The 23,485-nt window shown below is 61.2% G+C and carries 32 protein-coding genes; 1 reads left to right on the top strand and 31 read right to left on the bottom strand.

All coding sequences use genetic code 11. The features are described from left to right. Nucleotide 1: 1 nt before the first annotated feature. From map to WC509_07830, 30 genes are all read right to left on the bottom strand, one after another. Nucleotides 2-760: a type I methionyl aminopeptidase gene (map, locus tag WC509_07975; GenBank protein ID MFA5007379.1), complete on the bottom strand. Its 759-nt coding sequence runs from the start codon at nt 758-760 to the stop codon at nt 2-4. Then, a complete protein-coding gene (locus WC509_07970) occupies nt 741-1,412 on the bottom strand; it encodes an adenylate kinase (GenBank protein MFA5007378.1) in 672 nt (223 codons plus the stop codon). Before WC509_07970 ends, map begins: the two co-directional genes overlap by 20 nt. Nucleotides 1,413-1,416: 4 nt before the next feature. After that, nucleotides 1,417-2,787, bottom strand: coding sequence for a preprotein translocase subunit SecY (gene secY, locus WC509_07965; GenBank protein MFA5007377.1), 1,371 nt, complete (start codon nt 2,785-2,787; stop codon nt 1,417-1,419). 1 nt (nt 2,788) lies between these two features. Further along, complete coding sequence (rplO, locus tag WC509_07960; GenBank protein MFA5007376.1) at nt 2,789-3,229, bottom strand: 50S ribosomal protein L15; 441 nt, start codon at nt 3,227-3,229, stop codon at nt 2,789-2,791. A 10-nt stretch (nt 3,230-3,239) separates the two neighbouring features. Further along, on the bottom strand, nt 3,240-3,422 hold the full coding sequence (gene rpmD, locus WC509_07955; GenBank protein ID MFA5007375.1) for a 50S ribosomal protein L30: 183 nt from the start codon (nt 3,420-3,422) through the stop codon (nt 3,240-3,242). After that, entirely contained in the window at nt 3,422-3,979 is a 558-nt protein-coding gene (gene rpsE, locus WC509_07950; protein ID MFA5007374.1) for a 30S ribosomal protein S5, read from the bottom strand. The genes rpmD and rpsE overlap by 1 nt, the downstream gene beginning before the upstream one ends. An 11-nt stretch (nt 3,980-3,990) precedes the next feature. After that, nucleotides 3,991-4,347 carry a 50S ribosomal protein L18 gene (gene rplR, locus WC509_07945; protein MFA5007373.1) on the bottom strand — a complete coding sequence of 119 codons (357 nt, stop codon included), beginning with the start codon at nt 4,345-4,347 and terminating at the stop codon, nt 3,991-3,993. Between the two features lie 17 nt (nt 4,348-4,364). Next, nucleotides 4,365-4,907, bottom strand: a complete 543-nt coding sequence (rplF, locus tag WC509_07940) for a 50S ribosomal protein L6 (GenBank protein ID MFA5007372.1) — start codon at nt 4,905-4,907, stop codon at nt 4,365-4,367. Nucleotides 4,908-4,954: 47 nt separating this feature from the next. After that, nucleotides 4,955-5,353, bottom strand: coding sequence for a 30S ribosomal protein S8 (gene rpsH, locus WC509_07935; protein MFA5007371.1), 399 nt, complete (start codon nt 5,351-5,353; stop codon nt 4,955-4,957). 18 nt (nt 5,354-5,371) lie between these two features. Next, nucleotides 5,372-5,557: a type Z 30S ribosomal protein S14 gene (locus WC509_07930; GenBank protein ID MFA5007370.1), complete on the bottom strand. Its 186-nt coding sequence runs from the start codon at nt 5,555-5,557 to the stop codon at nt 5,372-5,374. Between the two features lie 10 nt (nt 5,558-5,567). Next, nucleotides 5,568-6,107: a 50S ribosomal protein L5 gene (gene rplE, locus WC509_07925; protein ID MFA5007369.1), complete on the bottom strand. Its 540-nt coding sequence runs from the start codon at nt 6,105-6,107 to the stop codon at nt 5,568-5,570. A 13-nt stretch (nt 6,108-6,120) separates the two neighbouring features. Next, a complete protein-coding gene (gene rplX, locus WC509_07920) occupies nt 6,121-6,459 on the bottom strand; it encodes a 50S ribosomal protein L24 (GenBank protein MFA5007368.1) in 339 nt (112 codons plus the stop codon). Between the two features lie 13 nt (nt 6,460-6,472). Continuing rightward, complete coding sequence (rplN, locus tag WC509_07915; protein ID MFA5007367.1) at nt 6,473-6,841, bottom strand: 50S ribosomal protein L14; 369 nt, start codon at nt 6,839-6,841, stop codon at nt 6,473-6,475. A 12-nt stretch (nt 6,842-6,853) separates the two neighbouring features. Continuing rightward, nucleotides 6,854-7,114 carry a 30S ribosomal protein S17 gene (gene rpsQ / locus WC509_07910; GenBank protein ID MFA5007366.1) on the bottom strand — a complete coding sequence of 87 codons (261 nt, stop codon included), beginning with the start codon at nt 7,112-7,114 and terminating at the stop codon, nt 6,854-6,856. Nucleotides 7,115-7,124: 10 nt separating this feature from the next. Next, nucleotides 7,125-7,292, bottom strand: a complete 168-nt coding sequence (gene rpmC, locus WC509_07905; GenBank protein MFA5007365.1) for a 50S ribosomal protein L29 — start codon at nt 7,290-7,292, stop codon at nt 7,125-7,127. A 10-nt stretch (nt 7,293-7,302) separates the two neighbouring features. After that, complete coding sequence (rplP, locus tag WC509_07900; protein MFA5007364.1) at nt 7,303-7,737, bottom strand: 50S ribosomal protein L16; 435 nt, start codon at nt 7,735-7,737, stop codon at nt 7,303-7,305. A gap of 2 nt (nt 7,738-7,739) precedes the next feature. Beyond that, nucleotides 7,740-8,387: a 30S ribosomal protein S3 gene (gene rpsC / locus WC509_07895; protein MFA5007363.1), complete on the bottom strand. Its 648-nt coding sequence runs from the start codon at nt 8,385-8,387 to the stop codon at nt 7,740-7,742. A gap of 5 nt (nt 8,388-8,392) precedes the next feature. Next, on the bottom strand, nt 8,393-8,728 hold the full coding sequence (gene rplV, locus WC509_07890; GenBank protein MFA5007362.1) for a 50S ribosomal protein L22: 336 nt from the start codon (nt 8,726-8,728) through the stop codon (nt 8,393-8,395). Beyond that, complete coding sequence (gene rpsS, locus WC509_07885; protein MFA5007361.1) at nt 8,728-9,015, bottom strand: 30S ribosomal protein S19; 288 nt, start codon at nt 9,013-9,015, stop codon at nt 8,728-8,730. Before rpsS ends, rplV begins: the two co-directional genes overlap by 1 nt. 18 nt (nt 9,016-9,033) lie before the next feature. Next, complete coding sequence (rplB, locus tag WC509_07880) at nt 9,034-9,864, bottom strand: 50S ribosomal protein L2 (protein ID MFA5007360.1); 831 nt, start codon at nt 9,862-9,864, stop codon at nt 9,034-9,036. 15 nt (nt 9,865-9,879) lie between these two features. After that, nucleotides 9,880-10,161, bottom strand: a complete 282-nt coding sequence (rplW, locus tag WC509_07875) for a 50S ribosomal protein L23 (GenBank protein ID MFA5007359.1) — start codon at nt 10,159-10,161, stop codon at nt 9,880-9,882. 2 nt (nt 10,162-10,163) lie between these two features. Further along, nucleotides 10,164-10,787, bottom strand: a complete 624-nt coding sequence (gene rplD / locus WC509_07870; GenBank protein ID MFA5007358.1) for a 50S ribosomal protein L4 — start codon at nt 10,785-10,787, stop codon at nt 10,164-10,166. Between the two features lie 14 nt (nt 10,788-10,801). After that, complete coding sequence (gene rplC, locus WC509_07865; protein MFA5007357.1) at nt 10,802-11,431, bottom strand: 50S ribosomal protein L3; 630 nt, start codon at nt 11,429-11,431, stop codon at nt 10,802-10,804. Between the two features lie 58 nt (nt 11,432-11,489). Further along, nucleotides 11,490-11,798 carry a 30S ribosomal protein S10 gene (gene rpsJ, locus WC509_07860; protein MFA5007356.1) on the bottom strand — a complete coding sequence of 103 codons (309 nt, stop codon included), beginning with the start codon at nt 11,796-11,798 and terminating at the stop codon, nt 11,490-11,492. 270 nt (nt 11,799-12,068) lie between these two features. After that, nucleotides 12,069-13,190: a hypothetical protein gene (locus WC509_07855; GenBank protein ID MFA5007355.1), complete on the bottom strand. Its 1,122-nt coding sequence runs from the start codon at nt 13,188-13,190 to the stop codon at nt 12,069-12,071. Beyond that, on the bottom strand, nt 13,187-15,538 hold the full coding sequence (locus WC509_07850) for a helicase C-terminal domain-containing protein (protein ID MFA5007354.1): 2,352 nt from the start codon (nt 15,536-15,538) through the stop codon (nt 13,187-13,189). The genes WC509_07855 and WC509_07850 overlap by 4 nt, the downstream gene beginning before the upstream one ends. Nucleotides 15,539-15,606: 68 nt before the next feature. After that, nucleotides 15,607-17,121: a sialate O-acetylesterase gene (locus tag WC509_07845; protein ID MFA5007353.1), complete on the bottom strand. Its 1,515-nt coding sequence runs from the start codon at nt 17,119-17,121 to the stop codon at nt 15,607-15,609. A 150-nt stretch (nt 17,122-17,271) separates the two neighbouring features. Continuing rightward, complete coding sequence (locus WC509_07840) at nt 17,272-18,294, bottom strand: NAD-dependent epimerase/dehydratase family protein (GenBank protein MFA5007352.1); 1,023 nt, start codon at nt 18,292-18,294, stop codon at nt 17,272-17,274. 181 nt (nt 18,295-18,475) lie between these two features. Beyond that, nucleotides 18,476-19,579 (bottom strand): alanine dehydrogenase, encoded by a 1,104-nt coding sequence (gene ald, locus WC509_07835; GenBank protein MFA5007351.1) that lies wholly within the window; start codon nt 19,577-19,579, stop codon nt 18,476-18,478. Nucleotides 19,580-19,708: 129 nt separating this feature from the next. Continuing rightward, complete coding sequence (locus WC509_07830; protein MFA5007350.1) at nt 19,709-20,884, bottom strand: iron-containing alcohol dehydrogenase; 1,176 nt, start codon at nt 20,882-20,884, stop codon at nt 19,709-19,711. Nucleotides 20,885-21,020: 136 nt separating this feature from the next. On the opposite strand from WC509_07830, the gene WC509_07825 reads away from it, so the two are divergent. After that, nucleotides 21,021-21,761 carry a glycerophosphodiester phosphodiesterase family protein gene (locus tag WC509_07825; protein ID MFA5007349.1) on the top strand — a complete coding sequence of 247 codons (741 nt, stop codon included), beginning with the start codon at nt 21,021-21,023 and terminating at the stop codon, nt 21,759-21,761. A 49-nt stretch (nt 21,762-21,810) separates the two neighbouring features. On the opposite strand, the gene WC509_07820 is transcribed toward WC509_07825, so the two are convergent. Next, nucleotides 21,811-23,485, bottom strand: a 1,675-nt coding sequence (locus tag WC509_07820; GenBank protein MFA5007348.1) for an MFS transporter, incomplete at its 5' end; no start/stop codon positions are given.

The raw sequence follows: 23,485 nt of genomic DNA, 5'->3' as shown, positions 1-23,485 counted from the left end.
ATCACTCCTTTTCGACTTTCGTCAGGATCTCGTATCCGGTCCCGGTGATCAGGACCGTGTGCTCGAAGTGGGCGCTGAGCCTGCCGTCGAGCGTGACGGTGGTCCAGCCGTCCCTGAGGACCCGGACTTCCTTCTTGCCGGCGTTGATCATCGGTTCGACCGCGATCGTCATCCCCGGGCGGAGCGTGATGCCCCTGCCGGGAGCGCCGTAGTTCAGGATCTGGGGGTCTTCGTGCAGCTGGGAGCCGATGCCGTGTCCGGTGAACTCGCGGACGACGCTGTAGCCCCTCGCCTCGGCGTAGGTCTGCACCGCGTGCGAGATGTCGGTGAGCCGATTGCCGCCCTTCGCGAACGCGAGGCCGGCGAACAGGCTTCCCTCGGTCGCGGCCAGGAGCGCCGCGGCTTCGGGCGCGATCTCGCCGCAGGGATAGGTCCAGGCGGAATCGCCGTGGTATCCCCTGTACGTCGCACCGATGTCGACGGAGACGATGTCCCCCGCCTTCAAGGTCTTCTTCGGCGACGGGATCCCGTGGATCACGACCTCGTTCACCGAGATGCAGGCCGCCGCGGGGAAGCCTTCGTAGCCCTTGAAGGAAGGGATCGCGTCCAGGGAGCGGATCGTCCGCTCGACGACTTCGTCGAGCTGGGCGGTCGTGACCCCCGGCCTGATGTGTCTGGCGACCTCCCGGTGCGCGAGCGCGACGATCCGTCCCGCTTCGCGCATCAGGGCGATCTCCCGTTCAGACTTGATCGTGACCATGGCGTTTGCCGTCCAATCCGGCGACGATTCGATCGAAGACCGCCGTCGTCGGCAGGGCGCCGTCGACGGTCATGAGCAGGCCGGTCTTCTCGTAGTAGCCGAGCAGCGGCCGCGTCGCCTTGTTGTAGATCCGGAGCCGGTTCTTCACCGATTCCTCGGAGTCGTCGGCGCGCTGGATCAGGGCCGTGCCGCAGACGTCGCAGACGCCTTCGACCTTCGGCGGCTTGGTGGAGACGTTGTACGTCGCCCCGCACTTGGGGCAGACGCGGCGTCCCGCCATCCGGCGCATCAGGAGGTCGTCGTCGATGTCCATGTTGACGACGACGTCGAGACTGAGGCCGAGGGCGTGGAGCATCTCGTCGAGGGCGATCGCCTGGGCTTTCGTCCGGGGATAGCCGTCGAGCATGAAGCCGTGTTCCATCGGGTGGTTTTTGAGGATGTCGTAGACGATGGCGTTGGTCATGTCGTCCGGCACCAGTTCTCCCTGGGAGATGTATTTCTGGGCTTCGACGCCGATGGCGGAGCCCTTCGCGATCTCCTCGCGGTAGATGTTGCCGGTCGAGATATGGGCGAGCCGGTAGTGGTCGAGCAGGCGGGACGCGAGCGTCCCCTTGCCGGCCCCCGGCTTGCCCATGATCAGCATGTTGACCATGAGGCTACCTCATGAATCCGGCGTAGACCTTGTCCTGCGTATCGGTTTCGATCTGCTTCGCGGTTTCGAGCGCGACGCCGATGATGATCAGAAGCGACGTGCCGCCGATCTGCGCGTAGTCGTGGCCGAGGGCCATCGAGGCGATGATCGGGAGCGCCGCCACCACCATGAGGAACAGCGCGCCGATGACGGTGACGCGGAACAGCGACTTCGTGACGTAGGTTTCCGTTTCGAGACCGGGACGGACACCGGGGATGTACGCGTTCGACTTCTGCAGGTTTTCCGCGATCTGGTCCGGCTTGACGAGGATGAACGAATAGAAGAAGGTGAAGACGAAGATCAGGACGAGGTAGATCGCGAAGCCGATCGGCTGGTTGTAGGAGAAGATCTGGCCGAGCCAGTTCTTCGCCGCGATGGCCGCGTCGGTCTCGCCCCACTGGATGTAGCTGAAGATCGTGTTCGGAAGCGAGAGGATGATCGAGGCGAAGATGACCGGAATCACGTTCGCGGTGTTGATCTTGATCGGAAGGTTCGAATCCGACTTGCCGGAGAACTTCGAGCCGGCCGGGCGGTTCGCGTACTGGATCGGGATCTTGCGGGTCGCGGCCTGCATGTAGGTGATGCCGACGAGGACGATCACGAAGAGCAGGATGCAGACGCCGAAGAGGACGTATCCCCAGGGTTGCCCCTGGACCGCCGAGACCGAATCGCCGAGGGCGCCGGAGGGGTCGACGATATAGTACTGGATGAGCGAGGCGATCGTTCCCGGGAAGGAGATGACGATGCCGGCCACGATCAGCATCGACGAGCCGTTGCCCACGCCGTGCAGCGTGATCTGATCGGCGAGCCAGATCATGAACGCGGTGCCGGCGGTCAGCACGATCGCGATGTAGAAGTAGATGAGGAACCAGAGGTTCCGGCCGCCTTCGGTCGCCCAGTCGGAGACGCCGTACTCAAAGAGCGCGGTCTGCGAACTGTGGAACGCAAAGGTCATCGCGATCGCCTGGATGAAGGCGAGCCCCATCGCCACGTAGCGGGTCAGGCGGCTGATCTTCGCGCGTCCGACTTCGCCTTCCTCGCCCCATTCCTTCAGGACGGGGATGATGTCCATCTGGAGGAGCTGGATGACGATCGACGCGGTGATGTACGGGCTGATGCCGAGGGCGATGATCGAATAGTTGCGCAGCGCGTCGCCGGAGATCGAGTTGACGATTCCGAGGAAGCCGCTGTTGTCGAAGAGCGCGGTGAGCGACTCCGGGTTGATCAGAGGCATGGTGACATAGGTGAGGAGCTTGAAGACCAGGAAGGCCAGCAGCGTGAAGCCGATCTTGAGAAGGACGTCCTTGTTCTTGAAAAGCCGCTTCAATGTCTCCATGTCAGATGACCTCGGCTTGTCCACCGGCAGCTTCGATGATCGACTTGGCCGTCGCGGAGAATTTGTGTGCCTGCACCGTGAGCTTGACGTTGAGGGCGCCGTCGCCGAGGATCTTCACCCCGCTGACGACGTTCTTGACGAGACCGTCGCGGAGCAGGAGCTCCGGATTGACGACCGTGTTCTCCGGATATGCGGCGAGGTCCGAGACGTTGACCGTCGCGTATTCCTTCCTAAAGAAGTTCGTGAAGCCACGCTTCGGCAGACGCTTGAAGAGCGGCGTCTGGCCGCCTTCGAAGCCCATGCGCGAATGTCCGCCGCTTCTGGACTTCTGGCCCTTCTGGCCGCGTCCGGCGGTCTTGCCGTTGCCGCTCGAGGTGCCGCGGCCCTTGCGTTTGCCGTAGTGCGTGGCGCCTTCGACGGGTCTGAGTTCGTTGAGTTTCATCTTGCGCCTCCTACTTGACCGCTTCGACGGTGACCAGATGGGCGACCGAATGGATCATCCCGCGCAGCGCTTCGGTGTCTTCCTTGACGACCGAGGACTGCATCTTGGTCAGGCCGAGGGCCTTGATCGTTTTGACTTGGTTCGGCTTGCGGCCGATGAGGCTCTTCGTCAGCGTGATCTTGATCTGTGCCATTATTTCAGGACCTCCTCGGATTTGATTCCGCGGGTGACGGCGACCTGATCGACGTTTCGCATCGAGTTCAGGCCTTCCATCGTGGCGCGCACCATGTTGATCGGGGCGTTGGACCCGAGCGACTTGGAGAGCACGTCCTGGATGCCGGCAAGTTCGAAGACGGCGCGGATCGCGCCGCCGGCGATGACGCCGGTGCCTTCGACGGCCGGACGCATGAAGACCTTCGCCGCACCGTAGTGGCCGAGCGCCTCATGCGGGATGGTGGTGCCGTTCAGATTGATCTTGACGAGGTTCTTCTTGGCGTCCTCGATGCCCTTCTTGATGGCGTCCGGGACTTCCGAGGCCTTGCCGGCGCCGAAACCGACGGTGCCCTTGCGGTCGCCGATGACGACGATCGCGGCGAAACTGAAGCGCTTGCCGCCCTTGACGACCTTCGTGACGCGGCCGATCGAGACGACCTTCTCGTCGTAGAGCTTCTCTTCCTTCTTCGGCGGTCTGGGTCCGCGGAAGGGTCTCTTTTCCCTGTTGGCATCTTTCTCTCTGTTCGTATTTTCCATCATGGGCCTCCTTAGAATTGCAGACCCGCTTCGCGGGCGGCTTCGGCCAAGGCCTTGACCCTGCCGTGGTAGATGTAGCCGCCGCGGTCGAACACGACGGTCTTGATGCCCTTCGCGATCGCCTTTTCGGCGATCAGCTTGCCGACGACCTTGGCGCCGGCGATGTTGCCGCCGTTCAGGTCCTTTACTTCCAGCGACGAGGCGCTCACGAGGGTGTTGCCGACGGTGTCGTCGATGATCTGACAATAGATCGCGGCGTTCGAACGGAAGACGTTCAGGCGCGGTCTCTCGGTGGTGCCGACGAGATTCACGCGGGAACGGCCGTGACGCTTGATCCGCTGTTCGTTCTTGTTAACGGGAGTATACATGTGCGATCACCATCCTGCTACTTCTTAGCAGTTTTTCCTTCCTTGTGGCGTACGTGCTCGCCGCGATAGCGGATGCCCTTGCCGAGGTACGGCTCGGGTTCGCGGACCTTGCGGATATAGGCGGTGAACTCGCCGACGGCCTGCTTGTCGGCACCCTTGACGGTGACCTCGGTGTTGACCGGGATCTCGCAGGTGAGGCCGGCGGGAATCGGGATCTCGACGGGATTCGAGTAGCCGACGTTGAGAACCAGCGTGCGGCCGTCCTTCAGCGACGCACGGTAGCCGACGCCCTTGATATCGAGCGTCTTCGCAAAGCCGGTCGTCACTCCTATGACCATGTTGTTCAGCAGGGCCCGCGTCGTTCCGTGGAGCGCGCGGTTTTCGAGCGAATCCGATGGCCGGGTTACAGAAAGGGTGTTGTTCTCGGATACGATGGTCATATCCTTGTGGAACGTGAATTCGAGCGTCCCTTTCGGGCCCTTGATCGCAACGTGCGTGCCGTTGACGGTCGCGGTGACTCCGGCGGGGAGCACGATCAGTTTTCTACCAACACGACTCATACTTTTCTTGCACCTCTCATCTTTTCTCTTCTAGACTTCGTTCGGAATTACCAAACGTACGCGAGGATTTCGCCGCCGACTTGCTGCTTGCGGGCGTCGCGGTCCGTCATGATTCCGTGCGAAGTGGAGACGATGGCGATGCCGAGCCCGTTGAGGACGCGGGGCATTTCGTCGTTCTTGGCGTAGACGCGGAGACCGGGTTTGGAAATCCGTTTCAGGCCGCGGACGGCCCGTTCGTTGTTCGGCAGGTATTTCAGGGTGACCTTGATCGTGCCCTGGACGGCGGCCGGGATCACTTCGAACTTCGTGATGTAGCCTTCGCTCTTGAGCACCTCGAGGATTTCCGCCTTCAGTTTCGACGCGGGCATCTCGACGGTCGCATGACGCATTTGATTGGCATTGCGGATTCTGGTGAGCATATCCGCGATCGGGTCTGTCATAACCATTGGGTGTAGGCCTCCTTCTTACCAGCTTGCCTTTTTGACGCCGGGAATCTGGCCCTTGTAAGCCAGTTCACGGAAGCAGATGCGGCAGATTTTGAACTTGCGGTAGACGGCATGCGGGCGGCCGCAGCGTTCGCAGCGGGTGTAGTCGCGGACGGCGAACTTCGAACCGCGCTGCTGTCTGATCTTTTGCGATGTCTTAGCCATGGCGCACCTCCTACTTCCGGAACGGCATTCCGAACAGCTTGAGCAGTTCGAACGCTTCCTGGTCGGTCTGCGCGGTCGTGACGATGACGATGTCCATGCCGCGGACCTTGTTGACTTTGTCGTAGTTGATCTCCGGGAAGATCAGCTGTTCCTTGACGCCGAGCGTGTAGTTGCCGCGGCCGTCGAAGCCGCGCGGGTTGACGCCGCGGAAGTCGCGGACGCGAGGCAGCGCGAGCGAGACGAGCTTGTCGAAGAATTCGTACATGCGCTCGCCGCGCAGCGTGACCTTGCAGCCGATCGGCATCTCTTCGCGGAGCTTGAAGTTCGCGATCGATTTCTTGGCGCGGGTGATGATCGGCTTCTGGCCGGTGATCTGCTGAAGCTCGGCGACGGCGTCGTCGAGGACCTTCGGGTTGGCGACGGCGTCGCCGGCCCCGATGTTCAGGACGATCTTCGCGATCTTCGGGATCTGCATCACGGAAGCGTAGTTGAACTTGGCCTGGAGCGCGGGAGCGATTTCGCCGCGATACTTTTCAATGAGTCTGTTCATCGACGTCCCTCCCTCACTCGAGCGCTTCGCCGGACTTCTTGGCGAACCGCACGACCTTCGTGACTTCCTGCTTCTTGACCTTCTTGGTGACTTCCTTGTATCCGATGCGCGTCGGCTTCTTCGTCTTCGGGTCGAGCAGCATCACGTTGGAAGCGTTGATCGGCTTGTCCAGCGAGACGATGCCGCCGTCGGGATTGGCCTGCGTCGGCTTCTGGTGCTTCTTGATCTTGCTCATGCCTTCGCCTTCGATGATGACGCGGTTCGACTTCGGCGAGATGGCGGAAATGGTGCCCTGCTTGCCCTTGTCGGCGCCGGCGATGACGACGACCTTGTCGCCCTTCTTGAGTTTCATATGGCGGCTCCTCCTACAAGACTTCCGGAGCGAGGGACACGATCTTGGTGAAGTCGTAGTCTCTCAGCTCGCGGGCGACCGGGCCGAAGATGCGGGTGCCCTTCGGGCTCTTGTCGTCCTTGATGATGACGGCGGCGTTATCGTCGAACTTGATGTACGAACCGTCGGGGCGATGGACGCCGCGGACGGTGCGGACGACGACGGCCTTGACGATCTCGCTCTTCTTGACGATCCCGCCGGGGGTCGCGAACTTGACGGTCGCGATCACGATGTCGCCGATGTTGGCGTATTTGCGGCTGGTGCCGCCGAGGACCTTGAAGACCATGATTTCACGAGCGCCGGAATTGTCGGCGATCTTCATTCTGGTGTATTCCTGGATCATGACGGTCGCCCCCTACTCGCCGAGCTTTTCGCGGCCGACGATTTCCAGGAGGCGGAAACGCTTCGTCGCGGACAGCGGACGGCATTCGATGATTCTCACGACGTCGCCGGTCTTGGCTTCGTTCTTCTCGTCGTGGGCCGCGAATTTCTTCGAGGCGAGCGTGCGCTTTTCGTAAAGCTGGTGCTTCTTGTAAGACGTGACGAGGACCGTGATGGTCTTGTCGGCCTTGTCCGAAACGACGGTTCCGGTAAACACTCTCTGTTTGGCTTCCATGGGAGTCCTCCTACTCGGCCGCCCGTTCCGTCAGGATCGTCTTCATGCGGGCGATCGTTTTCTTGACGGTATTCAGGCGCGCGGTGTTTTCAAGCTGGCCGGTGGCGTGCTTGAAGCGAAGATCGAACAGTTCCTTCTTCAGGACGTCGATCTCTTTCAGGATGGCGGCATTGTCCATTTTGCGGATTTCACTCACGTGCAGCATCGACGTCACCGTTCTCTTTCTTGATGAACTTGGTCAGGACAGGCAATTTGTGCGAGGCCAGACGCAGGGCTTCCTTGGCGACCGCTTCGCTGACGCCGGCGATCTCGAACAGGATGAGTCCTTCCTTGACGACGGCGACCCAGTCGTCCGGGGCGCCCTTGCCGGAGCCCATTCGGACTTCCAGCGGTTTCTTGGTTTTCGCGAGGTGCGGGAAGATCTTGGTCCAGACCTGGCCTTCGCGCTTCATGAAGCGGGTCATCGCGACGCGGGACGCTTCGATCGCACGGGAAGGAACCCACGCGCCCTCGAGGGCGACGAGACCGTAGTCGCCGAAGGCGAGCTCGGTTCCGCCCTTCGCGTGTCCTTCATAGCTCACGCCATGCGGACGGCGATATTTGGTTCTCTTGGGCATCAACATGATTATTTTGCCTCCTTCTTCTGCGGAAGGATTTCGCCCCTGTGGACCCAGACCTTGACGCCGAGCTTGCCATAGGTGGTGTGCGCCTCGGTGAGCGCGAAATCGATGTCCGCGCGGAGGGTGTGGAGCGGAACGTTGCCTTCGCTGTAGCCTTCGCTGCGGGCGATTTCGGCACCGGCGAGACGTCCGGAGATGAGCGTCTTGCATCCCTTGGCGCCCATCTTGAGCGCGCGCTGGATGGCGACCTTCTGGACGCGGCGGAACGAGGCGCGGTTCTCAAGCTGCTGCGCGATCGATTCGGCGACGAGCTTGGCGTCGAGTTCCGGGTGCTTGATTTCGACGATGTTCAGGAAGACTTCCTTCTTCGAGAGCGCCTTCAGCTTGTCGACGACGGCGGTCTTGGTGGCGCCGTCCTTGCCGATCACCATGCCGGGTTTGGCGGTGTTGACGGTGATGATGACGCGCGACTTGCTGCGCTCGATCTCGATCATCGAGACGCTGGCGTTCTTGTAAAGTTCATAGAGCAGAGTGCGGATCTTGAGATCTTCCAGGAGCAGGTCGGCGACGTCTTTCTTGTCGGCGTACCACCGGGATTCCCAGTCGCGGATGATTCCTACTCTGAATCCTACAGGACTGACTTTCTGGCCCATGTTCTCTACTCCCTTTCCGCCACGGTGACGTACACGTGGCTGGTGCGCTTCAGGATCTGGAAGCCGCGGCCCTGGGAATGCGGCTGCATTCTCTTGAGGGTCTTGCCGCCGGCGACGGCGATGTCCTTGACGTAGAGCTTGGCGACGTCAAGCTGGTTGTTGTGGTCGGCGTTGGCGACGGCCGACTTGATCAGCTTGTCGATCGCGAGCGAGGCGCCGCGGGGCGTCGCGCCGAGGATCGCGTAGGCTTCGGCGACGTCCTTGCCGCGGACGAGGTCGATCACGAGCTTGATCTTGCGGGGAGCGATGCGGACGGAATAGAGCGTGGCTTTGACATCCATTATTTCGCGCCCTCTTTCTTGACGGCCTTCTTGTCGGAGTGGCCGCGGAACGTTCTCGTCGGCGAGAATTCGCCGAGCTTGTGTCCGACCATGTCCTCGGTGATGTAGACCGGGATGTGCTCCTTGCCGTTGTGGACGCCGAACGTCAGACCCACGAACTGCGGGAAGACCGTCGAACGTCTGGACCAGGTTTGGATGACTTTCTTGGAATTGGTTTTGTTCGCTTCCAAGACTTTCTTCATAAGGTGGTCATCGCAGAAAGGACCTTTTTTGATTGAACGAGACATTTATGAGTTCCTCCTCCCCTACTTGGTTCTACGTCTAACGATCAGCTTGTCGCTAGCGAGTTTGTGTTTTCTGGTGAGTTTGCCGAGGGTCTTCTTGCCCCACGGGGACATCGGGGACGGATGACCGACCGGCTGCTTGCCTTCGCCGCCGCCGTGCGGATGGTCGACCGGGTTCATGACCGAGCCGCGGACCGTCGGGCGGACGCCCATGTGGCGTCTGCGGCCGGCCTTGCCGAGCGAGACGAGTTCATGGTTCTCGTTGCCGACCTCGCCGATCGTCGCCTTGCAGACGCCGAGGATGCGGCGCACTTCGGTCGACATGAGGCGGACGAGGACGTAGCGGTCCTCGCGGCCGAGGATCTGCGCGCCTGCGCCGGCGGCGCGAATCAGCTGGCCGCCCTGACCGGGATGGAGCTCGATGTTGTGGACCACGGTGCCGACCGGGATGCTCATGATCGGGAGGGCGTTGCCGACGATGATGTCGGCATTCGCGCCGGACTCGATCTTCTGGTCGACGGAGAGGCCTTTCGGAGCGAGGATGTAGCGCTTCTCGCCGTCGGCGTAGTGGATCAGCGCGATGTTGGCGGAGCGGTTCGGATCATACTCGATCGAGGCGACGCGGCCGGGGATGCCGTCCTTGTCGCGCTTGAAGTCGATGATGCGGTACTTCTGCTTGGCGCCGCCGCCCTGATGGCGGACGGTGAGTTTGCCCTGGTTGTTGCGGCCGCCCTGTTTCTTGACGGTTTCCAGCAACGACTTCTCTGGGGTCGTCGAAGTGATCTCGGCATAGTCGAGCTTCGACATGGTACGCAGACCGTTGGTTGTCGGTCTATACTTGATGATGGCCATGGGCAATCCTCCTGGTTAAGCCTTGTAGACGTCGATCTTGGAGCCTTCGGCCAAGGTGACGATCGCCTTGGAGACGGCGGGCTTGAACCCGGAATGGGTCCCGACGCGCTTCGCCTTGGCGATTTCGTTGATGACGTTGACGGCGACGACTTTGACGTTGAAGAGTTCTTCGATCGCGTTCTTGATCTCGATCTTGTTGGCGTTCTTGTCGACTTCGAACGTGTACTTGTTCTTTTCCGACAGCTTGGTGGACTTTTCGGTGACGATGGGGCGTTTCACGATCTGGTATTTGTCCATGATTACAGCAGAGCCTCTTCGATTTTCTTGACGGTTTCGGCGGTGGTGACGATGTAGGCGTTGTTCATGACGTCGTATACACTTGCGTGTTCGTAAACCGTAGTTTGTACGTTCGGGAGATTGCGCGAGGCGATCTCGACGAACTCGGCGACGTCGTTGAGCATGAGCATGGTCTTGCCGGCGACCTTCAGATTGTTGAGGACGGAAACCATTCCCTTGGTCTTATAGGACTCGAGGGCGAGGTTGTCGAGCACGATGAATTTCTGTTCGCGGACCTTGTCGGACAGGACGATCCGCATCGCGAGGCGGCGGATCTTCCGGTTGACCTTGTAGTCGTAGCTGCGCGGGATCGGGCCGAAGATGATGGCGCCGCCGACCCACTGCGGGGCGCGGGTGGAACCCTGACGGGCGCGGCCGGTGCCCTTCTGGCGGTAAGGCTTGCGTCCGCCGCCGCTGACTTCGGCGCGGGTCTTGGTCTTGTTGGTGCCTTGGCGCATGGCGGCTCTCTGGGCCTTCACGACGTCATAGACGACCTGCTGGTTCGGTTCGACCGCGAAGACGGCGTCGTTCAGGCTGATTTCGCCGACGGCTTGTCCGGTCTGGTTCAAAATCGCAATGATAGGCATGTCGAATCCTCCCTTCAGTGTTTCTTGACGGCGTGTCTGACGACCAGGAGCGACTTGATCGCGCCGGGGACGTTGCCCCGCACGAGCAGGGCGTTCTTGTCGGCGTCCGCCGCGACGATCACGAGGTTCTGGACGGTGACCTGTTCTCCGCCCATGCGTCCGGGCATTCTCTTGCCGGGACGGATGTGGTGCGCCGGGATCGATCCCATCGAACCGACGCCGCGATGGTATTTGGAACCGTGGGCCATCGGGCCGCGCTTGGCGTTGTGGCGCTTGATGACGCCGGCGTAGCCTTTGCCCTTGGATGTTCCGGTGACGTCGACGAACTCACCGGCGGCGAAGATGTCGCATTTGACTTCCTGGCCGACTTCGTATCCGTTCATCTCGGATCCGCGGATTTCCTTGACATAGCGCTTGGGGGTGGTGCCGGCTTTCGCGAAGCGGCCCGTATCGGGTTTGTTGACGAGGTTGGCGCGCTTCTCCATGAAGCCGAGTTGGACGGCTTCGTAGCCGTCGTTTTCGACCGTCTTCTTCTGCAAGACGACGTTCGGGGTGACTTCGATGACGGTGACCGGAATCAGTCTTCCGTTTTCGTCAAAGACCTGGGTCATGCCCACTTTTCTTCCTAAGATGCCTTTTGACATGGTTTTCCTCCTGAATGAGATTCCAGATGCGTCTGCCGCAGCGCTGGATGAAACGGCATTACTTCAAGACGATGTCGACGCCGGACGGAAGGTCCAGATGCATCAACGAATCGATGGTGAGCGGCGACGGATTGATGATGTCGATGAGCCGCTTGTGGGTCCGGCGCTCGAACTGCTCGCGGGAGTCCTTGTAGATGTGCGGGCTGCGCAGGATGGTGAAGATTTCCTTTTCCGTCGGGAGCGGGATCGGTCCCGAGACGACGGCGCCGGTCTTCTTCGCGGTGTCGACGATCTTTTTCGCCGACTGGTCCAGCAATCTGTGATCGTAGGACTTCAGTCTGATTCTGATGACCTGATTTGATGCCATGGTGTTGCCTCCTTTGCATACGTTCTCGTATATGCTTCGGCTTGGCGTGAATTCCCTGACGGCTTCGCGTACGCGTTGATGTAACAACGCCTACGTGTGTGTCAGCAACCTCACGCGTCATTGCCGGCCCGTTTTCACAGGCATTGTATATCATATCAAAAAAAAAGCGGCAAAGCAAGGAAAATCGTTCCGGATTCCTTCGCTTTCCGCTTTTATGGTCTTTCCTCTTGAAAAAGCACGCGTCGCCCGCGTAGGAGAGGGCGTTTGCGCCTAGATCTCGACGCCGCCGTTGTAGGACTCGATCAGCGCCATGATCGCGTCGAGGAAGCCTTCGTGGTTCGTGTCGGCGTAATCGACCATCACGACCGGCATCGCCATCAGCCAGATCGCGAACTCTTCCTGCCCGATCAGGGCGGCGTTGAAGTCGCGGGCACGGGACAGGAGGCTCCATTCGCCGATCGCCTTCAGGATCCCGTCGCCCGACATCCGCATCGTCAGGACGCCCTGCATGACGCGGATCCCGAGACGGCTGTCGATTCCCTCGGCGTCGGAGACTTGGTTCCCCGTGAGGGCGGTTCCGGCGGCGATTCGTTCCGCCTCGTCGTCGAGGAAGGAAAACGCCTCGTCGGTAACGTCGGTGTTCGGCCACGCCGACCGGATCGAATCGACATAGTCCCAGAGGTACGGATCGGCGACCGTGAACTTGGAGAAGAGGAAGACGGATCCGCGGCTCTGCGAGAGGGTCGCGTCGTCGACCGTGAATTCGGCGAGGGTCTTGCCGGAATCGTCGCGGACGGCCCGGGCGAGGACGCCGGAATCCTGAAGCAGGGTCCGGAGGTCGGTGACCGGCTCCTCGTCGTCGTAGTCGACGCCGTAGACGTGCTGGATGTCGATCAGGAGGAACTCGCCGGGATGTTCGGTGAGGAACGCCTCGATGTCCGCGAGGTCCTGGGTGAACGGTCTGCTGTAGTACGAATGGGATGTCCACCAGACGCCCGTCGCGGCGTCGAACGTGAGCCGCACGTCGAGATAGCGGACGCCGTGGGCGAGGAGCTCCGCGGTCGTCGAGACCTGCGTCTTCGACTGCTTCACTGAAAAGCCCTTGATCAGCGCTCCGGTGAGGCCGGTCTGAATCGAATCGGCGGACAGCGGGTCGACCTTGCTCGAATAGCCGATGTCGGAGGTCATCGCGTCGTGGGCGCCGAGCATCGCGACGTCGATCACGCGGCGCGTCCCGTCGAGGGTCTCGAGCATCCAGTCCGAGTAGTCGGCATCGGTCGTCTCGCGGCCGAAGAAGTTCCAGGTGAGGTTGAGCGTGAGGATCGGCACGCCGAGGATCAGGATCAGCGCGATCAGGACGCGGCGGAGGATCCGGCGCGGTCTTCGTTTCATGATTTCGCCTCGCATTCGGGTTGCCAGAAGAGTTCGATCGTCGACGCGAGTTCGTCGACGTCGTTGATCGTCCTCAGGTGGTTCCATTCCCTGGGATAGAGCTGTCTGTACCGGCGGGTGGTGAAGCGGTCGTCGAGCAGGATCGCGACGCCGCGGTCGGTCTCGCTTCGGATCACGCGGCCGACGGCCTGGATCACCTTGTTGAGTCCGGGGAAGGTGTAGGCGAAGTCGAAGCCGGCCTGGAACTCCGTATCGAAGTGCGACCTGAGGATGTTGTTGAAGGGAGCGATCATCGGGATGCCGACGCCGACGATCAGGACGCCGGCGAGACGGTTGCCGATCAGGTCGATCGATTCGCCGAAGACGCCGCCCATCACGAACATGCCGATCTGGGTCCGGTCGGTGTCGGTCCGGAAGAGGTCGACCGTGTCGGTGCGCTCCCGAAGCGTCATCTCGCGCTTCTGGACGATGACCTCGAACTCGTCCGGATCGAGGTCCCACTTGTCCTTCACCATGTTCAGGTAGAGGTAGGAGGGGAAGAAGACGATGTAGTTGCCCTTCTTGCCGGAGACGAGCGCCTCGGCGACGGCGATGACCTTGTCGATCGAGGCTTCGCGGTCGTTGTACCGGGTCGAGACGTCGTCGACCGCGATCAGAAGGAGATTGTCCCTCGGGAACGCGGAAGGCATCTTCACGTCCTTGCCCTCGCCTTCGGTGAGGAGCGTCTTGTAGTAATGGATCGGTTCGAGCGTGGCGCTGAAGAAGACACTCGCCAGCGATCGGTTCTTCGCGGTGTCGAGGATGAAGCCGGCGGCGTTCAGGCACTTGATCGAGACGGCGACGACGCCGTCGATCTTCTCGAGCAGGAAGACGAAGCGCTCGTTGTAGTATTCGAAGATCTTGTTGAAGAGGACGATGTCGAAATAGACGCTCGTGAGTTCCTTCTTGTTCGGGATCTTCTCGGTCTCGGTGAGAATCTGGTCGAGCCGGACGAGCAGGCGCTTCAGGGCGGCGACGAGGTACTCGTTCACGGTCTCCTTGCGGACGAAGTCGACCTCAAGCAGTTCGGTCTCGTACTCGTCGAAGAGGTCGACGATCCGGTCGATCTCCTTCTTGGGGCTGGGTTTCAGGAACCTGCAGACCTCGGACAGGCGCGTGAAATGCTCGCGGGTGAGGGTCGCGCTGTACATCTCGCGGCTGCGCGAGACGAGGTTGTGAGCCTCGTCGACGAGCAGGATCGGCGAGTAGGCGGAATCCTCGAAATAGCGGATCAGGTGGACGAGCGGGTCGAAGGCGTAGTTGTAGTCGGCGACCACGATGTCGACGTAGTTGGAGACGTCGAGCGAGAGCTCGAACGGGCAGACGCGATGCTTGCGGGCGAACTCGGCGATCATCTCCTTGGTGTAGATGGAGCCGTTGTCGAACATGTCGCGGATCGCCTTGAAGACCCGGCTGTAATACCCGTTGGCGTATTTGCAGACCTCGGGATCGCAGTCCCTCTCCTTCAGGAAGCAGACGCTGTCCTTCGCCGTTATTTCGCACGTTTTCGCGATTAACCCGTTCTTCTCGAGCTGCGCGACGGTATCGAGCGCGATCCGCTTTCCGTCGTTCTTGGCGGTCAGGTAGAAGAGTTTCTGGCGCGGCTGGTTGATCGCCTTCAGGGATGCGAACATGGTTGCGACGGTCTTCCCGATGCCGGTCGGCGCGGTCGCGTAGAGGACCCCCTTGTCGACGATCGTGCGGTAGACGTGTCCCATCAGTTCGCGCTGGTGGGCGCGATACTCGGGGTGGGGGAAGTTGAGTCCGGCAATCGACTTGAGACGGTTTTCCTCGTGGTCGTCGAGCTTCTTCGCCCATTCGACGTACTGGGCGACGATCTTCATGAAATGCTTCTCGAGCATCTTGAAGGTGATCGACTTCTCGATCGTTCGGACCGCGCGGTCTTCGACGCGGATGTAGGTGAGATGGACGCCGATGCGGGGCAGGGTGTGTTCGAGACAGTACATGTATCCGTAGATCTTGGCCTGGACGAGATGGGCCGGATAGGTCGTCTCGTCGATCGATTCGAGGTCGTCGTGCGTCGACTTGATCTCCTCGATCGTGAGCGCGCCGCCGCGGGTGACGACGCCGTCGATCCGTCCCGAGACCTCGAGCCGGAAGCCGTCGTGCTCGACGGCCGTCTTCACGTAGACTTCCTTCCGGTCGTCGGCCTCGTAGCGCCCCTGCCAGTACTGATGGATTTCCGTGCCTTCCTCCGCCCGGACCGCGAGCATCCGTTCGCTCGCGATGTTTCCGCTTCCGAACAAAAGCTCGGCGATCTCGCGGACGCTGATCTCTAGCGTCTTCATCGCAATCACCTCACCCATTATAGCACACGGAATGAAGAAAACCGAAGTCGCCTTCGGTTTTCGAGGAATCAGTATTTGAGCTTGATGCGGAACGGAAGCAGGGGCAGTTCGTTGGCCGAATAGATGTCGCAGTGCGGGAAGTTCTTGAAGTTGTGGCGGACTTCGACGGCATGCTTGATGTTGCGGACGATGATCTGGTTGCCGGTCAGTTCGACCTTTTCCGCTTCGAACTCGCAGCCGTTCTCGAACAGGACGGTGAACCCGAGGTTCTGACCCGATCGCGACACCAGGTTCATGGCGTTGTACTGGGTGTAGACGACCAGCTTGCCCTCGGCGTACTGATAGCTGAAGAGGGCGGGCGAGAGCGAGTTCTTGCCCTTGCGGTAGACCTTCTCGAGGAGCACGTCGAGCAGGCGCTGGGCGACGATGCGCTTGTCCTTCGGATGGATGTTGTTCTCCTCGCCGAGGTCGACGGCCGAAGCCATGAAGACGTTGTCGACGAGATTGATGCATGCGGCCTGCGCCTCGCGGACGAGGGCGATGCCGGGTTCCGGCAGACCCGGGTAGGAATACCCCGCAACCTGGGTGAACACGAACGGCAGGGTTGCGTCGTCGAACACCCTCCGCCAGGAGCGGATCATCGTCTTGAACGCCTGCTCGTAGAGGTCCGCGTTCTGGTGGTCGGATTCGCCCTGATAGAAGAGGACGGCCTTGATCGTGAACGGCACGACCGTGCGGAGCATCGTGTCGAACTCGCCGGCGGGGCGGTTCCAGTGCTTCGGACCCATCGGCAGGGTCGAGTCGCCGACCTTCTCGTAGGCCTGTCGGTTGGCTTCCTCGCCGGAGAGCCCGGCGGCGACGCCCTTCTCGATCTCGCCCCAGAACTCCATCAGCTTGGGCAGACGTTCCTTGAACAGCCTGTCGTAGTCGTCGGCCTTGGGATACTTCGCCAGTTCGGTCCTGTACGCGGCCAGATAGCGGGCGAGCGCCGGATTGTCCGACAGATCCGCCATCGCCGTCCAGGTGAAGACGGAGGTATCGCCGTTGTTGCAGGAGATGACGCCGATCGGGACGTCGAGCTCCTCCTGGAGACTCTGGGAGACGTAATAGCCGATCGCCGAGAACCAGAGGGCCGAATCTTTGTCGCACTCGACCCATTTCGGATGCGACTGGTAGAGCCACGGGAACTCGACGTGGGCGTTGTCGTACGGGAGTTTCGGAACTTCATAGAAGCGGATGTTGCGGTTCGGCTTCGGACGCGTCTCGAAGACCGTGTCCTTGACGGTGAACTGCATGTTCGACTGGCCGCCGCAGAGGATCACGTCGCCGGCGAGGCAGTCGCGGATCTCAACGACCTGCTTCTTGCAGGAGACGGCGAAGGAAAACGGCGTCTTCGTGACGGGAAGGGAGGGGAGTTCGATCAAGAATGTCGTTCCTTCGGTCCGGTACTTGATCTGTTCGCCCTTCCAGTCGACCTTCAGTTCGACCTTCTTGCGGCAGGTACCGAAGAGCCGGACGGGTTTTCCGGACTGGAACACCATGTGGTCGGCGAACACCGACGAAAGCGTGAAGAACGGTTTCATGAGAATCACCCCGAGCCAAAGCCATCGATATCTAGATTATATCAAAAACGGCCGCCGCGGTCACCACAAATCGTGCCGTCCGACGTAGATTTTCGTCTTCCGCTGCCCATGGAAAAAGCGGGACGATGTCCCGCTTCGAAAACCGGTGATTCATCCTTTTCCGACGGCCTTGACGCGATAGCGGCGCCCGTGCTTCTCGAGATAGTACTCGACCGCGAACCGGTAGGTGTCGCGGATCGACGCGCGGATGTCGCGGGTCGCAAACCCGAGTTCGCGCACCGCCTTGCCGTTGTCGAAGTGGCGGTTCGAGTGCAGGACGAGGATCGAATAGTGCGTGAAGAGCGGCTTGCTCCTGACGATCTTGTAGTAGGCCTCCGCGAAGTAGCTCATCGCCAGGATGAACCAGAACGCGAGCTTGGTGCGGATCCGCTTGCGCCCCTCGATCGCGGCGATCTCGTCGAGCAGTTCCTTCACCGTGATCTCGCTTCCCGACAGGATGTAGCATTCCCCTCTTCGGCCCTTCTCGGCCGCAAGCCGGATACCGGTCGCGACGTCCCGCACGTCGACGAAGTTGTAGCCGCCGGACAGATACGCGGTGAGCCGGCCGCAGAGATAGTCGATGAAGACCTGACTGACGTTGGAGAGCTTGTAGTCGAACGGACCGATGACGCCGGAGGGATGGACCACGACGACGTCGAGCGGCGAATCCTTCGCCGCCAGGACCGCGGCCGTCGCCATCGCCTTCGACTTGGCGTAGAGACCGTGGACCTTGGCGGGATCGAAGGCGTCGATCTCCCGCATCCATTCGTCCTTCGGCAGTTCCGGGATCGCATGCACGCTCGAGGTGTAGACCAAGCGCGGGATGCCGTTCTTCAGACATGCTTCGAGCACGTTCTTCGTGCCTTCGACGTTCACCTTCATGATCGCGTTCTTCTTCCCCGAACCGATCTCGACGATGCCGGCGAGATGGAAGACGACGTCGGCGTCGCGCAGGTGTTCCGCCAGGAAGGCGCAATCGAGGATGTTCCCGCGGACAATCTCCGCGAGCGGTTCGATCATCGTGGCGTCGTCGTTTTTTAGGACGATCGCGCGGATGTCGTAGCCGTGATGGTAGAGTTCCCGGACGAGGACGTTGCCGATGTGGCCGGTCGCGCCGGTGACGATGCACTTCATGGAAGGTTCCTCCCTTCATGCATGGACATCCCCATTATACACCCCGCTCCGATTAAAGTAAACAGTAGTTTATTATTAAGCGTCCGCCTTCGGAACACCATTCACTTTACTTCACGCGGCGACGACAAAGAAAACGCGGAAACGACACAGGGTCGTTTCCGCGGGGCGGGATGCGTGGTTTTCAGGCGAGATCGACGAACGGGATTCCGAACGCGTCGGCGACGCCCTTGCAGGTGCACCTGCCGTCGTAGGTGTTGACGCCCATCCGGATCGGTTTCTGGGCTCGATAGGCCGCCTCGAGACCCAAGTTGGCGATCGCCAGACCGTAGCGCAGGGTGGCGTTGTTGAGGGCGATCGTCGAGGTTCTGGGAACCGCGCCCGGCATGTTGGCGACGCAGTAGTGGTTGATGCCGTCGACGACGAAGACGGGGTCGTCGTGGTATGTCGCCTTCGAGACTTCGGTGGATCCGCCCTGGTCGATCGCGACGTCGACGATGACCGATCCCGGGCGCATGTTCTTGTAGTATGCGCGCTTGATCAGCTTCGGCGCCTTGGCGCCCGGGAGAAGCACGCCGGAGACGACCAGATCGGCCTTCTCGAGCGACTTCTCGATGTTGTCGGCGGTGCTGTACAGGGTCGTGATGCGGTTGCCGTAGAGTTCGTCGAGATAGGTGAGCTTCTTCAGATTGACATCGAGGACGGTGACGTTGGCTTCCATCCCGACGGCCAGCTTGAGGGCGTTCTCGCCAACCACGCCGGCGCCGACGATCACGACGTTGCCGCGATCGACGCCCGGCACACCGGACAGGAGGATGCCGGATCCGCCGAACGGCTTCTCCAGCCGCTTGGCGCCTTCGATGATCGCCAGACGACCGGCGACCTCGCTCATCGGCTTGAGGCAGGGAAGCCCGCCGTCGTCGGTGACGATCGTCTCGTAGGCGACGGCCTTGACCTTGGTCTTCAGGAGTTCGTTCGTGAGTTCCTCGTCCGCGGCCAGATGGAGATACGTATAGAGAACGAGCCCGTCGCGGAAGAAACGGTATTCGGGCGCGAGGGGTTCCTTGACTTTGACGATCATGTCCGACTGATTCCAGACCTGTTCGGCCTTTTCGCAGATGACGGCACCGGCCTTCACGTAGTCGGCGTCGGGAAAGCCCGACATCGCCCCGGCGTTCGTTTCGATCAGCACGCGGTGGCCGGCATTCACGTACTCGCGCGCCGCGGACGGGGTCAACCCGACGCGGCTCTCGAGTTTTTTGATCTCTTTCACACAACCTACATTCATATACTTCACCTCTGCCCACCATTGTACCAAAATTCAAGCGTTTTCACAAGACGCGCGGAACGGGATTCGGCGAAAACGATCCGATCCCTTTTCATAGAAAAGCCGTCCGGAAACCGGACGGCGAAGGCGTCATTCGCACGCGAGCAGATAGATCCTGCGGGCGTCGTCGCGGGTCAGCCGCATGAATTGGCCGAGGACCTTCCCGCGATTGACCTCGAGCTTGTCGAGGAGGGTCTCGATGTCTTCCTTCCGCGCGCCGATGCCTTCGAACCGCGTCGGCATCCCGATCTCGGAAAGGAACGCTTCGAAGGCGGCGATGCCGGCGAGGGCGACCGCGCGCGGGTTCTTCGGATCGTCCGCGACGCCCCAGACGTTCACCGCGAGACGGCGGTAGCGTTCGACGTCGACGTCGACGGTATACTTCATGTACGCCGGGAACATCACCGCGAGGCCGGCGCCGTGGGTGACGTCGTAGAGGGCGGAGAGTTCGTGCTCGAGTCCATGCGTCGACCAGTCCTCGACGCGGCCGACGCCGAGCGAGCCGTTGTGGGCGATCGTCCCGGCCCAACAGATGGTGGCGCGGGCATCGTAGTTCGCGGGTTCCATCATCACGATCCGGGCCGCGTCCACGATCGAGCGGAGCGTCGCCTCGCAGAGCTGGTCGGTGAGTTCGACGCCGGTCGAACGCGTCAAGTAGCGTTCGAAGATGTGCGCCATCATGTCGGTGACGCCTGCGGCCGTCTGGTACGGCGGCAGCGTATAGGTCAGTTCGGGATTGACGACGGCGAACTTCGGGCGGTTGAAGTCGCTCAGCACACCCCGCTTCAGCATCCCCTTCTCGTGGGTGATGACGGCCGAGGCGGAAGCCTCCGATCCGGCGGCGGGGATCGTCAGGACGACGCCGACGGGAAGGCCGTCGACGATCGGCGCCTTGCCGTCGTAAAGGTCCCAGAAATCGCCCGGATAGCGGACACCGAGGGCGATCGCCTTGGCCGAGTCGATCGCCGAACCGCCGCCGACGGCGAGCACGAAATCGACGTGTTCGCGGCGCGCGAGTTCGATGCCCTGATAGACGAGCCCGCTCCGCGGGTTGGGGACGGCGCCGCCGAACGGGACATATGCGACACCGGCGGCGCGCATCGCGTCCTCGACGCGTTGAAGCAGACCACTGCGGACGACCGAGCCGCCGCCGTAATGGACGAGCGCGCGGGTCGCATGGTGCTTGACGAGCAGATGGCCGACCTCGCGCTCGGCGTCTTTGCCGAAGACGAATTCGGTCGGGCTGTAGAAACGGAAGTTTTCCATGGTATCCCTCCAGACGGTATCATTATACCATCGATGCCGCATCGTCCGCAAAACAAACGGACGACTTCTTTTTTACGGTGCGGAGTCGGGGGATCCGATGGTATAATGGAACGAGACAAGACTCGGAGGGATCGACATGACGAAGGATCTGACCTGGATCAAGACGCGCCTCATCGCCCATCGCGGCCTTCACACCGCCGACGGGCATGTCCCCGAGAACACGCTCGCGGCGTTTCAGGCCGCGATCGATTCCGGCTACGGCATCGAGTGCGACGTGAACGCCCTGCGCGACGGTACCGTCGTCGTCTTCCACGACAAGGACCTGAAGCGCCTGTGCGGCGATCCGCGCCGGCTCGTCGACGTCGACTGGGAGGACGTCCGCGACCTCAGCATCCTCGGCACCGAGGAACGGATCCACACGCTGCCCGAAGTCCTCGCGTTCGTCGCCGGCCGCGTCCCGCTTCTGATCGAACTCAAGCCATTCGGTCCGTACCGGCCGCTCTGCGAATGGTTCATCCGCGACATGGCGGGATATGAAGGCGTCTGGGCGATGCACTCGTTCCATCCCGGTGCGGTGAACTGGTTCCGCAAGAACCATCCCGAGATCGTCCGCGGCCAGATCTCCGAATTCTTCGAAGACGACGAGAAGATGAATCCGATCCTGAAGTTCGCGATGAAGCATCTTTTCTTCAACCTCGTCGCCCGGCCGGACTTCGTCAACTACGGCGTCCGGAACATGCCGAACCGATACTGCGACCGCGCCCAAAGGCACGGGATCGTCGTCATCGGCTACGCCGCCCGCTCGCAGGAGACGCTCGACATGATGCGGTCGCGCTATTCGAACGCGGTATTCGAATTCTTCATTCCCAAGGAATAGAAAAAGGAAGGCCGGCGCCAACGCGTCGGCCTTCCTTGATTTCTGGGTTCTATTCGATCTCCTGACCGAGTTTCTCGATCGTGGAGCGGGTGTCGACGATCTTCGCGTCGCCGTGCTTGACGAAGAACATCGTGATGAACGCCGCGGCGACGAACAGGGTCGCGTACGGGAAGAGGACCTTGCGTCCCCAGACGTCCATCAGGATGCCGGAGAGGATCGGCGTGAGGATCTGCGCCGCCATCGAGAAGGTGTAGTAGTATCCGGTGTACTTTCCGACGTTCGAACCCTTCGAGAGCTCGACGACCATCGGATAGGAGTTCACGTTGATCGTCGCCCAGCCGATGCCGGTCATCGCGAAGATGACGTACATGAGCGAGCTGGTCGTCTCGGTGATGAAGTAGACGGAACCGAAGCAGATCGAGAGGATCGTGATGCCGATCAGGATCGTCTTGCGGCGGCCGATCTTGGTGGCGAGGAAGCCGATCGGGACGAAGGCGACGAGGGCGGCTCCCTGGGCGATCAGGAGCGGGAGCGAATAACCCATGCCGAGAACCTTCGGGGCGTAGTCGGACAGTTTCGTGGTGACGGCGTTATAGCCGATGAACCAGAGGAACACGGAGAAGAGGATCAGGTACAGGGAATTCCGTTTCTCGCGCGAAAGGTCCTGTATCGTTTCATGGGATTCCTTGACCTCGTCCTCTTCGGTGAGACCGTATTTGATGTCGTCGGCTTCCTTCTCGGCGACGAGCGCCGGTTCCTTGACCTTCCAAAGGAAGAGCGCGAGGAAGACGAGCATCAGCACGCCGACGGTGACGAAACCGGAGGTGTAGTCGACGTAGGAGCGATTGGAGAGGCCGAAGATGCCGAGCAGGGCGATCGAGAGGATGCCGCCGAAGGTCCCCATCAGGTTGATGATGGCGTTCGCCTTCGAGCGCAGCGGCTTGACCGTGACGTCGGGCATGAGGGCGACGGCGGGGCTGCGGAAGGTCGCCATCGCGACGAGGGCGACGAGCAGGAGGGCGACGAAGACGACGAAGTTGAAGGGGTTCGCCGCCGTCAGTTCCCAGGCCGCCTCGGAAAGGCTGCTGTCATAGACGCCGTCGTAGATCTCGTCGGCCCAGTAGGAATACTCCGCCTGGGTGAGGTAGCCGGTCGCGACCGCGCGCCAGCTGATATCCTCCATGACTTCGTAGGTGTTCTCGTACCAGCGGTCGTAGGCGCCCTGGGAGATCTCGCCGGCCGCGAGCGCGGCCTGCTTCCCCGCCAGGAGGTCGTCGTTGGTCAGGTTCCATTTGACCATCGCGGCCGGCCACGCGATGGACCACGCGGCGTAATCCGCGACGGCCTGGTCGTAAGCTTCCTCGGTGATATTGCCGTTGTTGTAGTCGGCCTCGGCCTTGTTCAGCACGGATCTCGCGGTCGTATTGCCGCTCTTGTAGATTGCCTGGAGCATGATGTCCTTTTCCGCCAGATAATCGTCGTAGTCGTCGATGATGGCGGTGGATTCGATCCGGGCGGTCTGGTAGTTGTCGGCGAAGGAGAGCGCGACGAACGCGAAGGCGGCGACGATCGTGCCGAAGACGATGTACGGCGTGCGTCTTCCGTATCTGGTCTTCGTCTTGTCGGAGAGTCCGCCGAAGAGCGGGAGCAGGAAGATGGCGAGCACGTTGTCGAGCGCCATGATCACGCCGGACCACGTCTGCGAGAGGCCGTACTTGTCGATC

The organism is Candidatus Izemoplasmatales bacterium (genome assembly GCA_041649275.1).
Classification (GTDB): domain Bacteria; phylum Bacillota_I; class Bacilli_A; order Izemoplasmatales; family Hujiaoplasmataceae; genus UBA12489.
Note: the sequence above shows the minus strand (reverse complement) of the source record. Positions and strands in the feature narration are given on the sequence as shown.

What these genes read in the sequence shown, in the direction of transcription:
- WC509_07825 (MFA5007349.1), top strand. Translation starts at nt 21,021, where the DNA reads ATGACGAAGGATCTGACCTGGATCAAGACGCGCCTCATCGCCCATCGC.
- WC509_07970 (MFA5007378.1), bottom strand. Translation starts at nt 1,412, where the DNA reads ATGGTCAACATGCTGATCATGGGCAAGCCGGGGGCCGGCAAGGGGACG.
- ald (MFA5007351.1), bottom strand. Translation starts at nt 19,579, where the DNA reads ATGAATGTAGGTTGTGTGAAAGAGATCAAAAAACTCGAGAGCCGCGTC.
- WC509_07840 (MFA5007352.1), bottom strand. Translation starts at nt 18,294, where the DNA reads ATGAAGTGCATCGTCACCGGCGCGACCGGCCACATCGGCAACGTCCTC.
- rplR (MFA5007373.1), bottom strand. Translation starts at nt 4,347, where the DNA reads ATGTATACTCCCGTTAACAAGAACGAACAGCGGATCAAGCGTCACGGC.
- WC509_07850 (MFA5007354.1), bottom strand. Translation starts at nt 15,538, where the DNA reads ATGAAGACGCTAGAGATCAGCGTCCGCGAGATCGCCGAGCTTTTGTTC.
- rplC (MFA5007357.1), bottom strand. Translation starts at nt 11,431, where the DNA reads ATGTCAAAAGGCATCTTAGGAAGAAAAGTGGGCATGACCCAGGTCTTT.
- WC509_07855 (MFA5007355.1), bottom strand. Translation starts at nt 13,190, where the DNA reads ATGAAACGAAGACCGCGCCGGATCCTCCGCCGCGTCCTGATCGCGCTG.
- rplN (MFA5007367.1), bottom strand. Translation starts at nt 6,841, where the DNA reads ATGATCCAGGAATACACCAGAATGAAGATCGCCGACAATTCCGGCGCT.
- rpsC (MFA5007363.1), bottom strand. Translation starts at nt 8,387, where the DNA reads ATGGGCCAGAAAGTCAGTCCTGTAGGATTCAGAGTAGGAATCATCCGC.
- rpsH (MFA5007371.1), bottom strand. Translation starts at nt 5,353, where the DNA reads ATGGTTATGACAGACCCGATCGCGGATATGCTCACCAGAATCCGCAAT.
- rpsQ (MFA5007366.1), bottom strand. Translation starts at nt 7,114, where the DNA reads ATGGAAGCCAAACAGAGAGTGTTTACCGGAACCGTCGTTTCGGACAAG.
- rplW (MFA5007359.1), bottom strand. Translation starts at nt 10,161, where the DNA reads ATGGACAAATACCAGATCGTGAAACGCCCCATCGTCACCGAAAAGTCC.
- WC509_07845 (MFA5007353.1), bottom strand. Translation starts at nt 17,121, where the DNA reads ATGAAACCGTTCTTCACGCTTTCGTCGGTGTTCGCCGACCACATGGTG.
- WC509_07930 (MFA5007370.1), bottom strand. Translation starts at nt 5,557, where the DNA reads ATGGCTAAGACATCGCAAAAGATCAGACAGCAGCGCGGTTCGAAGTTC.
- rpsJ (MFA5007356.1), bottom strand. Translation starts at nt 11,798, where the DNA reads ATGGCATCAAATCAGGTCATCAGAATCAGACTGAAGTCCTACGATCAC.
- rpmC (MFA5007365.1), bottom strand. Translation starts at nt 7,292, where the DNA reads ATGGACAATGCCGCCATCCTGAAAGAGATCGACGTCCTGAAGAAGGAA.
- WC509_07830 (MFA5007350.1), bottom strand. Translation starts at nt 20,884, where the DNA reads ATGGAAAACTTCCGTTTCTACAGCCCGACCGAATTCGTCTTCGGCAAA.
- rplE (MFA5007369.1), bottom strand. Translation starts at nt 6,107, where the DNA reads ATGAACAGACTCATTGAAAAGTATCGCGGCGAAATCGCTCCCGCGCTC.
- rpmD (MFA5007375.1), bottom strand. Translation starts at nt 3,422, where the DNA reads ATGGCACAGATCAAGATCACGCTGACGAAGAGCCTCATCGGCCGCAAG.
- rpsE (MFA5007374.1), bottom strand. Translation starts at nt 3,979, where the DNA reads ATGGAAAATACGAACAGAGAGAAAGATGCCAACAGGGAAAAGAGACCC.
- rplX (MFA5007368.1), bottom strand. Translation starts at nt 6,459, where the DNA reads ATGAAACTCAAGAAGGGCGACAAGGTCGTCGTCATCGCCGGCGCCGAC.
- rplO (MFA5007376.1), bottom strand. Translation starts at nt 3,229, where the DNA reads ATGAAACTCAACGAACTCAGACCCGTCGAAGGCGCCACGCACTACGGC.
- rplB (MFA5007360.1), bottom strand. Translation starts at nt 9,864, where the DNA reads ATGGCCATCATCAAGTATAGACCGACAACCAACGGTCTGCGTACCATG.
- rplD (MFA5007358.1), bottom strand. Translation starts at nt 10,787, where the DNA reads ATGCCTATCATTGCGATTTTGAACCAGACCGGACAAGCCGTCGGCGAA.
- rplV (MFA5007362.1), bottom strand. Translation starts at nt 8,728, where the DNA reads ATGGATGTCAAAGCCACGCTCTATTCCGTCCGCATCGCTCCCCGCAAG.
- rplF (MFA5007372.1), bottom strand. Translation starts at nt 4,907, where the DNA reads ATGAGTCGTGTTGGTAGAAAACTGATCGTGCTCCCCGCCGGAGTCACC.
- rpsS (MFA5007361.1), bottom strand. Translation starts at nt 9,015, where the DNA reads ATGTCTCGTTCAATCAAAAAAGGTCCTTTCTGCGATGACCACCTTATG.
- secY (MFA5007377.1), bottom strand. Translation starts at nt 2,787, where the DNA reads ATGGAGACATTGAAGCGGCTTTTCAAGAACAAGGACGTCCTTCTCAAG.
- map (MFA5007379.1), bottom strand. Translation starts at nt 760, where the DNA reads ATGGTCACGATCAAGTCTGAACGGGAGATCGCCCTGATGCGCGAAGCG.
- rplP (MFA5007364.1), bottom strand. Translation starts at nt 7,737, where the DNA reads ATGTTGATGCCCAAGAGAACCAAATATCGCCGTCCGCATGGCGTGAGC.